This window comes from Winogradskyella arenosi (genome assembly GCF_003337305.1).
GTDB lineage: Bacteria > Bacteroidota > Bacteroidia > Flavobacteriales > Flavobacteriaceae > Winogradskyella > Winogradskyella arenosi.
Genome location: NZ_QPJO01000004.1, coordinates 310,199 through 322,794 on the forward strand (window position 1 = coordinate 310,199; position 12,596 = coordinate 322,794).

Annotated in this window: 12 protein-coding genes; 11 read left to right on the top strand and 1 reads right to left on the bottom strand. The window is 34.8% G+C overall.

The features are described 5' to 3' along the window. Positions 1-6: 6 nt before the first annotated feature. From DFQ08_RS12915 to DFQ08_RS12925, 3 genes are all read left to right on the top strand, one after another. Positions 7-543 carry a hypothetical protein gene (locus DFQ08_RS12915; RefSeq protein ID WP_114310432.1) on the top strand — a complete coding sequence of 179 codons (537 nt, stop codon included), beginning with the start codon at positions 7-9 and terminating at the stop codon, positions 541-543. Positions 544-599: 56 nt separating this feature from the next. After that, positions 600-983 carry a hypothetical protein gene (locus DFQ08_RS12920; protein WP_114310433.1) on the top strand — a complete coding sequence of 128 codons (384 nt, stop codon included), beginning with the start codon at positions 600-602 and terminating at the stop codon, positions 981-983. 71 nt (positions 984-1,054) lie between these two features. Then, positions 1,055-2,071, top strand: a complete 1,017-nt coding sequence (locus DFQ08_RS12925; RefSeq protein ID WP_114310434.1) for a TQO small subunit DoxD — start codon at positions 1,055-1,057, stop codon at positions 2,069-2,071. Positions 2,072-2,152: 81 nt separating this feature from the next. On the opposite strand, the gene DFQ08_RS12930 is transcribed toward DFQ08_RS12925, so the two are convergent. Next, complete coding sequence (locus DFQ08_RS12930) at positions 2,153-2,794, bottom strand: protein-L-isoaspartate(D-aspartate) O-methyltransferase (RefSeq protein WP_114310435.1); 642 nt, start codon at positions 2,792-2,794, stop codon at positions 2,153-2,155. A 274-nt stretch (positions 2,795-3,068) separates the two neighbouring features. Between DFQ08_RS12930 and DFQ08_RS12935 the strand changes: the two genes are divergently transcribed. From DFQ08_RS12935 to miaA, 8 genes are all read left to right on the top strand, one after another. Beyond that, the gene (locus DFQ08_RS12935) at positions 3,069-4,028 is read left to right on the top strand and encodes a Gfo/Idh/MocA family protein (RefSeq protein ID WP_114310436.1); all 960 of its coding nucleotides are present in this window, start codon (positions 3,069-3,071) and stop codon (positions 4,026-4,028) included. 187 nt (positions 4,029-4,215) lie between these two features. Beyond that, positions 4,216-5,109 (top strand): 3-hydroxybutyryl-CoA dehydrogenase, encoded by an 894-nt coding sequence (locus DFQ08_RS12940; protein ID WP_114310437.1) that lies wholly within the window; start codon positions 4,216-4,218, stop codon positions 5,107-5,109. 240 nt (positions 5,110-5,349) lie between these two features. Then, entirely contained in the window at positions 5,350-6,588 is a 1,239-nt protein-coding gene (locus DFQ08_RS12945; RefSeq protein WP_114310438.1) for a DUF1015 domain-containing protein, read from the top strand. Between the two features lie 51 nt (positions 6,589-6,639). Then, positions 6,640-7,302: a YggS family pyridoxal phosphate-dependent enzyme gene (locus DFQ08_RS12950; RefSeq protein ID WP_114310439.1), complete on the top strand. Its 663-nt coding sequence runs from the start codon at positions 6,640-6,642 to the stop codon at positions 7,300-7,302. A 56-nt stretch (positions 7,303-7,358) separates the two neighbouring features. Next, positions 7,359-8,723: an exonuclease domain-containing protein gene (locus DFQ08_RS12955; RefSeq protein ID WP_114310440.1), complete on the top strand. Its 1,365-nt coding sequence runs from the start codon at positions 7,359-7,361 to the stop codon at positions 8,721-8,723. A gap of 7 nt (positions 8,724-8,730) precedes the next feature. Beyond that, positions 8,731-10,677 carry a DUF3857 domain-containing protein gene (locus DFQ08_RS12960; RefSeq protein ID WP_114310441.1) on the top strand — a complete coding sequence of 649 codons (1,947 nt, stop codon included), beginning with the start codon at positions 8,731-8,733 and terminating at the stop codon, positions 10,675-10,677. Between the two features lie 27 nt (positions 10,678-10,704). After that, positions 10,705-11,601, top strand: a complete 897-nt coding sequence (locus tag DFQ08_RS12965) for an ion transporter (RefSeq protein WP_114310519.1) — start codon at positions 10,705-10,707, stop codon at positions 11,599-11,601. Positions 11,602-11,616: 15 nt separating this feature from the next. Continuing rightward, the gene (gene miaA / locus DFQ08_RS12970) at positions 11,617-12,531 is read left to right on the top strand and encodes a tRNA (adenosine(37)-N6)-dimethylallyltransferase MiaA (protein ID WP_114310442.1); all 915 of its coding nucleotides are present in this window, start codon (positions 11,617-11,619) and stop codon (positions 12,529-12,531) included. Positions 12,532-12,596: the final 65 nt, after the last annotated feature.

The following is a 12,596-nucleotide window of genomic DNA, read 5'->3' on the forward strand; positions in this document are numbered from 1 at the left end:
TACCCCATGAAAAAAATTGTTTTAACAGCCCTCCTACTCACGCTGTCTTTTGGAGCTTTTGCCCAAGACGATGTTGAAGAAAAAGATTACACAACCAATGTTGCCACTTTAAACAGCATTATTGAATCGCTATACACCGTAATTTCTGGTGATAAAGGTTTTAAACGCGATTGGGATTTATTTAAGCATTTGTTTCATAAGAATGCTAAACTTATTCCTACAGGAAAATCGATAAAAGGTGAAATAAAAGTCCGATATTTGAGCGTAGATGATTATATTTCAACCTCTGGAGAATGGTTAGAAACCAATGGATTTCATGAAAGAGAAGTGCATAGAACGGTTGAATCTTTTGGGGCCATCACCCAAGTTTTTAGTACTTATGAAGCCTATAAAACAAAGACAGACGAGGTTCCTTTTCTAAAAGGCATCAATAGTATACAACTCTTCAATGACGGTACACGTTGGTGGATTATCAATTTATTATGGACTCAAGAAACCGAAGACACACCAATCCCTGAAACCTATTTACCACAGGAAGACTAATGCAGAATTAACTTAAATTTTGCAGTATTTCAATATTATCATTTCATATTTGTCCCTTGAAATTACCAATACACATAAAAAAAATCAGCGGTGCCCTAGCCCTTTTAGGGCTCATGGTTTTGTTGGTATTTTCACCTTGCAAAGTCAGAAATACAATTCAAAACTCTTTAGAAATTCCAATTACCAAAGTTTCTAATAAAAGTATTTCTTCATTAACAAATACCCTCTGTAAGTCTTCTGTAGAAGCCTACAATAGCCACATAACAGCTTATAAGAAACTTCAATTTTCAGTTGCCGCAACGCCCAATTTAAAAGACTTTAGCTTCTATCGTGGTCTTGTCTTAAAGCCTTTGCTGGCACTAACCTATCGCGCTAGAGGCGAAATCCCTCCCTTAGCGCCTTATTATATTCTCTATAAACATTGTAAGGCTTATCTATAATTTGTTTTCTTAACAGCATCCTAGCCACTTCGCTAGCAGAAAATTAGTTTACATATTTAAAGATATATACAATGAAATTACCTCTTAAAAATGACTCGGGTTTTTTAACCCTTTCCTTACGTATGGTGGTCGGTTGGACCTACTTTTCAGCCTTTTTTAGACGCACCATTTTAGCCGACAAATTAGATCCTGAAACCGCAGGCTATATTGGCGAAAAATTTAACCATTTCCTCCCTAATGCCTTAGGCATTAAACCCATGATTCTCTACCTGGTTGAAAATCCTGATATTTTATGGTATCATATGGTTGCCTTCACCATTATAGAAGGCCTTGTAGGACTTTTTATCATTTTCGGATTGTTTACACGCTTAATGAGTATTGGCGTATTCGGACTTGCCATGGGCATTCTTTTAGGCTCGGGTTGGATTGGAACCACCTGCCTAGATGAATGGCAAATTGGCGTCCTTGGAATTGCAACAGGATTCGTCCTATTCCTAACCGGAAGCGGCCGCTATTCCATAGACTATTACCTTTTGAAAAAGCAAGCCGCAATCACAAAAACAAAAGGATTTGCTTGGTTGGGCTCTGGCCTTATTCCTCTAAAGAATAGTCTATTTTCAAAAATAGTGCTTATCGGTTCGTTTTTCATCTTAGGACTTACCTTATACACCAATCAGGTATTTCACGGAGGACTTTGGGGAACTTTACATAATAAATCTGTTAAACCTAAATTAGAAATTACAAAAGCGCAGCTCCAACAAGATCATCTTTCTTTCGACCTCTTTAGAACCGAAGGTGTAGATGTTTATGGGGCGTGGATTATTAAAATGGACTTAAGTGATGCCAATGGTGATGTGATATGGTCTTTAGATCAGTCTCAATTAGCCCATTTAAACGAAGGTGTTATTGATAATTATTATGTCGCACAGATACAACCTGGAAAACACAGTTTAATTGTGCCTTTAGGGGCCAAGGCCCGTTTACATTTTAGAAATGAGACACTCAAAACTTTAGCCAAAGGGACATATACTTTAAAAATAACCGATATTAGTGGACTCCATTGGGAGCACAAGATCCCTAAACTTTAAATAAAGAAACGCCTAAAATTGTATGGTTGAATTGACAATTTTAGGCGTTCTATTTTTATAATATGACTTTAGGCCTTAGCTTTAGTTCTTATCTTCTAACATAGGTACAAATCGGAAATCTCCAAACTCATGTTTTTCAAATTCCTTAGGGCCTTTTCTAATAAATAAGGTCATGACCTGTACATTTTCTCCAACAGGAATAACCAAACGGCCACCAATAGCCAATTGGCTTAAAAGCGGATTAGGAACATAAGGCGCCCCTGCCGTAACAATTATACTTTGAAATGGCGCTTCTTCTGGTAAGCCCTTATAACCGTCACCAAAAATTAACTGTTTTGCCCGATACCCAATTTTAGGTAAAAAATTAGAAGTCTTTTTATAAAGCTCTTTTTGGCGCTCTATACTATAGACTTTTGCTCCGAGCTCTAAGAGTACCGCGGTTTGGTAACCACTTCCCGTTCCTATTTCTAAAACTTTATCATCCGGACTCACTCGTAACAACTCCGATTGAAAAGCCACGGTATACGGCTGTGAAATGGTTTGATCTGCCGCAATAGGAAACGCTTTATCCTGATAAGCATGGTCTATAAATCCTGAATCCATAAATAAATGCCTAGGAATTTTCCCTATAGCTTTTAATACTCTATGGTCTTTAATTCCTTTATTAACAAGGACCTCAACAAGTTGCTGACGCATCCCTTGATGCTTAAATGTATCTTTCAAAGCGTAGTTTAGTTTCTGCTAAAATAAACCAAAGAAAAGCAATTTCCAACCCCAATAAACGCATTTTATCATCCTAAAATCCCCATGTCATAAGTAAAAACTCAGAATATCTCGCAACGCTAAATTGACAAATTATGCTGTTAATGAGCTTGCAGAGTCTTAAAAATTACCTTAAAATTTGCACTATTTCACCCCGTTTTAGACCCTGAGATTTTGTAGGTTCTTATTTCAATTTCTAAGTGAAAACGACTATTTTTGTTAAAAACAGAAAAACATGCTGAAAGCTGGTGTTCTTGGTGCTGGTCACCTTGGTAAAATTCATTTAAGATTACTCAACCAATCGGATAAATACGATCTTGTTGGTTTTTACGATGCCGATCCTGAAAACGCAAAACGCGTTGTTGAAGAATTTGGTTATACCTATTATGATTCTATAGACGCTTTAATTAAAGCCGTTGATGTGGTTGATATCGTTACACCGACACTCTCTCATTACGAGTGTGCAAAACAAGCCATAAAACAAGGAAAACATATATTTATAGAAAAACCTATAACCAACACTGTTGAAGAAGCTGAAACCATTAGAGCTTTGGTTGCTGAACACGGTGTTAAAGGACAAGTAGGTCACGTAGAACGTTTTAATCCTGCTTTTACCGGAGTAAAAGATCAGATTAAAAATCCTATGTTTATAGAGTGTCATCGTTTGGCTGAATTTAATCCGCGTGGAACGGACGTTCCGGTGGTATTAGACCTTATGATTCACGATATTGATATTATTTTAAGTGTTGTACAATCTACAGTTACCCACATTTCTGCAAGTGGTGTATCTGTGGTAAGTGAAACGCCCGATATTGCTAATGCGCGTATCGAGTTTAAAAATGGCTGTGTCGCTAATTTAACCGCGAGTAGAATTTCACTTAAAAATATGAGAAAAACACGTTTCTTTCAAAAAGACGCTTATATCTCGGTAGACTTTTTAGAAAAGAAATGTGAGGTTGTAAAAATGAAAGATGCTCCAGAAACTCCTGGCGATTTTGATATGATTTTACAAAACGCAGAAGGCGTTAAAAAACAAATTTATTTCGATAATCCTGATATTGCTAATAACAACGCAATTTTAGATGAACTTGAAACGTTTGCAGAAGCTATAAATACCAACACAAAGCCTGTAGTAACCCTTCATGATGGTACAGAAGCTTTACGTGTTGCCAATATGATCATCAATCAATTTTAAAACTTACAACGTTTAGGCCTTCGGGTTTTATTTCCACACAAAATAAAACCCGGAAGCTAAACGCTTTATAGTATAACTAAATAAACACTTTACTTTATATAAGGGAGATAAAGCATTAACAAAATTCTTATTTCGCCCACGTAAGAATTCCTTCGCTCTAGGAAGGCTAATTTGGGCTTTTTTATTTATGAAAAACATCGCTGTTATAGGTGCAGGAACTATGGGGAATGGTATTGCCCATACCTTTGCACAATCTGGATTTAAAGTACAACTTATTGATCTTAACGACACCTCTTTAAAACGTGGAATGGATACCATTGCTCGTAATTTAGACCGTATGGTTGCTAAAGAAAAAATAAGTGCTGCTGATAAGGAAGAGACCTTAGGCAACATTACTACATTTACCGACACCCAAAAAGGGGTTAAAAATGTAGATTTAGTTGTAGAAGCTGCTACGGAAAACCTAGACTTAAAGCTTAAAATTTTTAAACAACTAGACGAGGTTTGTGAAGCACACACCATTTTGGCAACCAACACCTCATCAATATCAATCACTCAGATTGCTGCGGCAACCTCAAGACCAGAACAAGTTATTGGTATGCACTTTATGAATCCGGTGCCAATAATGAAATTGGTTGAAATTATAAGAGGTTATAACACGAGTGATGCAGTGACCACAAGCATTATGGAACTCTCAAAAACACTTGGTAAAGTTCCAACAGAAGTCAATGATTACCCTGGTTTTGTAGCGAATCGTATTTTAATGCCAATGATTAACGAATCTATAGAAACCCTTTATAATGGTGTTGCTGGAGTTGAAGAAATAGATACCGTAATGAAGCTTGGTATGGCACACCCAATGGGACCATTACAATTGGCTGATTTTATTGGTTTAGATGTTTGCCTATCGATACTAAACGTTATGTATGACGGATTTAAAAACCCAAAGTACGCCCCTTGCCCACTGTTAGTCAATATGGTAATGGCCGGAAAATTAGGCGTTAAATCTGGAGAAGGATTTTATGATTATGCTGAAAGTAGAAAAGCAGAAAAAGTGTCTGAACAGTTTGCTAAACATTAAAGCCCTATTTTAAGCTTTACAGTTTTTTTTTAGAGCTGTAAAGCTTAGGCCTCGGCGGCGGTATTGAAGTCACACGATTCTATAGAAAAAGATGCATTTTTTAATGTAGGTAATCATTAGTAGAAAGTGAAAGGCACAACAGCAAATTATAAGGTTTCAACCCAGGTAGGGTCTACAACCAATAGCCTCGTTATTTTAGTTCAAATTCCATACTTAAAGACTTATACTTTTAAATGACCCATGCCGAATATCATTCCATTTAAAGCTGTAAAACCCACAAGAGCCATTGTAGGCCTCGTTGCGGCACGCCCTTATCAAAGTTATACTTTAGATGAGCGCGAGTCCAGAATGGCCTATAATCCTTTTAGTTTTCTTCATATCGTCAATCCAGGTTATAAATATGACCAAGAAGTTACTGGTAAAGAACGCTACCGAATGGTTCAAAATCGTTATTTAGAATTTAAAGAAGACGGTATTTTTGTTCAAGATGAAAACCCATCGTTTTACGTCTATAAAATTGTAAATAGACATGGACATGAGTTTAATGGTATTATAGCGGCAGCCAGTGCTGAAGATTATGAAAAGGATCTGATAAAAAAGCACGAAGACACCATTGCCCAACGTGAGGAAACCTTTAAATCTTACCTTCAAACCGTAGGCTTTAACGCTGAGCCTGTATTACTGACATATCCTGACAATGCCGTCATTGCAGCGATTATAAAAGACACGCAAAAAGGCTACGCCGAGTTTGAGTTTACTATGACCTATAGAGATACGCATTATCTCTGGAAAGTAGAAGACCCTAAAACTATTGGTATTATACAAGAGGAATTTAAAAAGATGAAAACGGTTTACATTGCCGATGGGCATCACCGCTCAGCATCCTCCTATCTTTTATATAATGATGAAAAAGCTAAAAACCCGAAGCATCAAGGCAATGAGTCTTACAATTATTTTATGTCTTATTTAATTCCGGAATCGGAATTGGTTATTCAAGAATTTAACCGCTTGGTAAAAGACCTCAACGGATTTACTAAGGAAGAATTTTTAATTCAGCTCGATACCACTTTCAGAATAGAAAATAGAGGTATTATGCCTTATCAGCCTAAAGAGGCGCATCATTTTAGTATGTATTTAGATGGTGAATTTTATTCTTTATTTTTAAGAAAAACGGCTTATGAGTTTCATACGGCATTAGATGCCTTAGATGCTCAGATTTTATATATAACCATTCTTCAGCCTTTATTAGGTATTGACGATTTAAGGCATAACGACAGAATTTCGTATGTTAATGGTCAACACGAAATGGTAACTATAAAAAGCAGTGTAGATAGCGGTGCGTTTAAAGTGGGTTTTGGTTTATGTCCATCTAACGTACACCAAATGAAACAAATTGCCGACGAAGGTTTAACCATGCCGCCAAAAAGCACCTATATTTTACCAAAATTAAGGAGCGGCATTACCATTTATGAATATTAAAAGACTACAAATTATTAAAGCTAACGCATTTTATAATTCATTTACAAACTCATGAGCATTACAAAACATTTAAAAGAAATAAAAGCAAGCCTACCGGAAACTGTTACATTGGTTGCGGTGTCTAAAACAAAACCTGTTTCAGATTTAATGGAAGCTTACAATGCTGGTCAGCGTATTTTTGGAGAGAACAAAATCCAAGAAATGGCTGAGAAACATGCCGAAATGCCAAAAGATATTGAATGGCATATGATTGGACACGTTCAGCGTAATAAGGTTAAATATATGGCCGAATTTGTGAGCTTAATCCATGGTGTAGATAGCTTCAAACTCTTAAAAGAAATTAATAAACAAGCCCAAAAGCACGACCGCATTATCGACTGCTTATTTCAAATTAAAATCGCCGAAGAAGATAGCAAGTTCGGAATGTCTGCCGATGAGGCTTCACAACTGTTAGCATCGGAAGAATTTTCAGAATTAAAACATATTCGTATTGTTGGTCTCATGGGAATGGCTACATTTACAGAAGACCTTGAACAGGTTGAAAATGAGTTTCAATACCTAAAACGCACTTTTACTACGCTTAAAGCCGAGCATTCAGAACTTCAAATTGTAAGTATGGGAATGAGTGGTGATTATGAGCTGGCCATTAAAAATGGAAGCACTATGGTTCGTGTAGGAAGTCGTATCTTTGGATCTCGGAATTACAATAACTAGTTCTCAACGCTGTAGCAGTTTTCTGCCTACGATTAAACCTTAAAATTTATAACGTTATTTACGCAATATTAGACATAGAAACCACCGGTGGTAAGTTCAATGAAGAAGGCATAACTGAGATAGCAATTTATAAATTTGATGGTCACGCCATTGTAGATCAATTTATTTCTTTGGTTAATCCGGAACGCGAAATTCAACCTTTTGTCGTTAATTTAACAGGCATAAATTCTAATATGCTTAAAAATGCGCCTAAGTTTTACGAAGTTGCCAAGCGCATTGTTGAAATTACGGAAGACTGCATCATCGTGGCCCATAATTCTTCTTTTGATTATAGAATTCTAAAGACCGAATTTAAACGTTTAGGCTTTCCTTTTAAACGCAAGACGCTTTGTACTGTTGAGCTCTCTCAACAACTTATTCCAGATATGCCCTCTTACAGTTTGGGTAAACTCACTCGTTCTTTAGGCATACCTATGAGCGATAGACACCGTGCTAATGGTGATGCTATGGCTACGGTGAAGTTGTTTAAGATGTTGCTTCATAAAGATTTAGATAAAGCTATTGTTAAGGACGCTATTAAGGTGGAAAAAAAATCGAGCATAGCGCCTAATTTAAAAGATATCATTGACAACTTACCTTCAGATACAGGCGTGTATTACATCCATAATGCGGATGGCGAAATTATCTATATAGGTAAGAGTAATAATATAAGAAAACGGATTGTTCAGCATTTTACGGGTACCAATTCAAAATCAAAAAAAATACAACGCTTAGTCAATACCGTAACCTATGAAAAAACGGGTAGTGAACTCGCCGCGTTATTAAAAGAAAGTGCTGAAATAAAAACGCATAAGCCTATCTTTAATAGAGCATTAAGACGTACCATTTTTACACATGCCTTATACCAATATACAGACAGCAACGGCTATATTAATTTAGAAATAGACAAATCTAATCGTCAAGAAACGCCTATAATCACTTTTAGTACACGCTTAAGTGCTAAAAACTTTTTGTTTAAAGCGGTGGATCAATTTGAGCTTTGTCAGAAATTAACCGGTTTATATACTACTAAAAGCAGTTGTTTTAAATACGATGTTAAAGAATGCGAAGGAGCATGCATTAATGAGGAACCTGTGGCAGCATACAACCAACGTGTAAAGCAGCTTATTAACAAGTATAGCTACCAAAACAAGGATATGCTGATTATAGATCGAGGACGTACCATTGAAGAAAAAACCGTGTTTTTAATTGAGAACGGTATTTTTAAAGGAATGGGATACTTTGATTTAAATCATCAAATCAATAATAGAGCTATTCTATCGTCAATCATTACGCCGATGGAAAACAATAGAGATACTCAGCATATCATTCAGAATTATATGAGGCGTAATAAGCGATTAAAAATAGTAGATTTAAAGTAGATTTTTGATGAAATTAAGGTTGTTTATCGTTGTATTTTTTATCAGCATTATTGGTTTTTCTCAAGAATACAATACGGCTATGTTTGTTTCTAAAAGTGATTTAGAACTCACCTCTTACAGTAAAGACTCTACTGCAAATGCTCTTGTTATTTACGATTATGGTAACAGTTTTGTGGATAGAAATACATTTTGGCTTAGAGTACAAAATCAAAGAAAAATAAAAATTTTAAGACCAGAAGGAATAGAACGAGGCCAATTTGAAGTTAAACTCTATAAAGGAAAATCTTCTGAAGAAAAAATTGAAAACATTAGTGCTACGACCTACAATTTAGTTAATGGTAAAATTGTTAAAAGTCATTTATCTAAGGATGCTATTTTTAAAGAGGAAAATGAAAACTATACTTTAGTAAAGTTTGCTTTGCCACAAGTAAAAGTAGGAAGTGTTTTAACGGTTAGATATGAAACACAATCTAAATTTATGTCTAAATATCAGCCGTGGTATTTCCAAGGACAAGACCCTGTGATGTATAGCGAATACAACACTAGTATTCCTGGTAATTACGAATATCATGTAAAATTAGTTGGTGGTATTCCTTTAGACACTAATGATGTTAGTTTAGAAAAAAGTTGTTTAGAAGTGGGGCGTAATGGTTATTCAGACTGTGGGATTTCTAAGTATGTGATGAAAAATATACCCGCCTACAAATTGGAAGATTATACAACTACAGAGTTAAATTATATTTCTAGAATAGAATATGAACTAAGTGTTTTCCGTGGGTTTGATGGTGTTGTTAAGAAAATAGCCAAAACATGGAAAAATGCGGATAAAGAATTAGAGACCGATGAAGATTTTGGAAGACAGATTAGTAAAAAGAGTCTCGTAAAAAGTGTATTACCAGAGTCTATTTCTCTAATTTCTGATAAGCTAACTAAAGCGAAAGCTATTTATCAATTTGTTCTTGATAATTATAAATGGAACGGTAAATCTGAAAGGTATGATGTTTCAATAAAAACATTAAATAAAGAGAAAGTAGGAAGTACATTTGAAATTAATTTACTCTTAGAAAATTTATTAAATATTGAAGGTATCAAAGCCTACCCTATCTTAATATCTACGAGACAAAATGGTTTAATAACTAAAATCTATCCTGTACTTAGTGACTTTAACTATGTAATACTAAAAATTACAATAGATGAAAAAAGCTATTATTTAGATGCTACTGATCCTTATCTCGTTTTTGGAGAATTACCTTTTAGAACTTTAAATCAATATGGAAGACTTATAGATTTTGATAATGGAAGTTATTGGGAAGATATCATTGTTAATGATAACTCTATAAAATCACACAGTATAGAGTTATTTTCATATCAAGATGATCATTTTACAGGAAGAATAAACAGTAATTCTCAAGGGTATTATTCATATAGTAAAAAAAAACAGTTTGAGGAAAATTCCATAACTTATAAAGAGAACAGCATTAATAATTACACTGATATTAAAATCATTGATCATAACGTTAATGATTACGATAAAACAAAGTCGGAATTTAATGAAACTTTAAATTTTTCTTTAGAACCTGAAATTATAGGTAACAAAATTTACTTAAACCCCTTTATTTTAAAATTTTTTAATAAGAACCCTTTTCAATTACAAGAAAGAACATACCCTATAGATTTTGGCTACAAAAGCATTTTTATGTATAAAGTAAAAATAGATCTTAATGATAATTTAAAAATAGTAGAAATGCCTTCTTCCGTAAATTATGCATTACCTAATAATGGCGGACGAATACTATTTAATACCAATATGAAAGATGAAGTACTAACGCTTTATTTTAAAATTCAATTTAATAGACCCATTTATTTACCAGAATATTATCCTTATCTAAAACAATTTATGGATAAGGTTGTAAAACTTCAAAACAATACAGTAATTGTTTTAGAAAATCAATAGTGATACTTTTTTAGACTTTTAATGCCTATGGATTCTCAACAAAAACAAAAATGGAAACATAAAATTCACGAAGTGATTTATGAGGCCGACACACCCTCTGGTAAACTCTTTGATATTATTTTATTGGTACTCATCATCTTTAGTATCATATTGGTGATGTTAGAAAGTATCGCAAGTATTGATGAAGAATACCACCAACTCTTATATATTGGTGAATGGGTGGTGACTATTTTGTTTTCTATTGAATATATTTTACGCATCATTTCCGTAAAGAAACCCTTAAAATATGTCTTTAGTTTTTTCGGTATTGTAGATTTTCTCTCTACCATCCCTATGTACTTATCCTTTGTTTTTGTTGGCTCACAAGCTTTAGTCACCTTACGTGCGCTTCGTCTCTTAAGAGTCTTCAGAATTCTAAAATTAGCGCGTTACCTCGGTGCTTCTAATCATTTAAAAGCTTCACTTATTGCTAGCCGCGTAAAAATTATGGTATTCTTATTTGCGGTTATGATTACGTCAGTTATTTTCGGAACTATTATGTATTTAGTGGAAGGAGAAGCTAATGGTTTTGACAACATACCCAAAAGTATCTATTGGTGTGTGGTCACCTTAACCACTGTAGGTTTTGGAGACATTGCACCACAAACGGCCCTAGGACAACTTATCACAACTTTTATTATGATTCTGGGTTACGGAATTATTGCTGTACCTACCGGAATTGTTTCTGCTGAATATATTAGATCTGGGAAACAGAGTGATGATAAAAAAAAGTCTTTAGAATCTAACAACTACGATCAGGAAAATGACCCTACACAACATGTAACCATTCATCTGAACTCGCAACATTGCTCTAACTGTCATGTCTCTAATCATAGAGATAATGCCGACTTTTGTTACAATTGTGGTAACCAACTGCACCATTAAACTTTTAAGATACCAATGGCACACCCATCCCCTAAATTTCTTATTTCTATTGTAGGCCCAACGGCTATTGGCAAAACGGCTTTAAGTATAAAATTAGCGCAGCATTTTAATACCGAAATTATTTCGGCCGACTCGCGACAGTTCTTTAAAGAAATGAATATTGGTACAGCGGTACCCTCTCCTGAAGAATTGCAGGCTGCCCCACATCATTTTATTCAAAATAAATCGATACAGACCACTTATAATGTTGGAGACTTTGAGCGTGAAGCCATTTTAAAACTTCAAAAGTTACACCAAAAACACAACGTTGTGGTCATGGTAGGCGGTTCAGGCTTGTATGTAAAAGCTGTTAGGGATGGTTTAGATTATTTTCCCGAGGTCGATGCGCAGATAAGAACAGATCTTAATGCCAAATTAAAAAAAGATGGCCTAGAAGTCCTTCAAGAACAATTAAAAACTTTAGATCCTAAGGCTTACAGTACCATTGCTATTGATAATCCTAAACGGGTTATTAGAGCTTTAGAAATTTGTATTGGCACAGGACAACCTTATACCTCCTTTTTAACCGATCCTGAAAAAGAGCGTGCCTTTAAAACTATAAGTATTGGACTTAATGCCGAGCGCTCTATAATCTACAATCGTATTAACCAACGTGTGGATCTTATGGTTGAGAATGGCTTGTTAGATGAAGTAAAAGAATTACTCCCTTATAAAGATCTCAATGCCTTAAATACGGTAGGTTACAAAGAGCTGTTTCAATATTTTAATGGCCATCATAGTTTAGATTTTGCTCTTTCTGAAATAAAAAAGAACACACGACGATTTGCTAAACGCCAACTTACCTGGTTTAGAAAAGATCCTTATATAGAATGGTTTGATTACAAAACCGATATCTCGCAAATTATAAGTTATATTGAAGCTCAATTTTAATTTTAAAAGGATGAAATTCGCCTTAAAAAACACAAAAAATCCAGTGGAACTAACCACTGGATTTT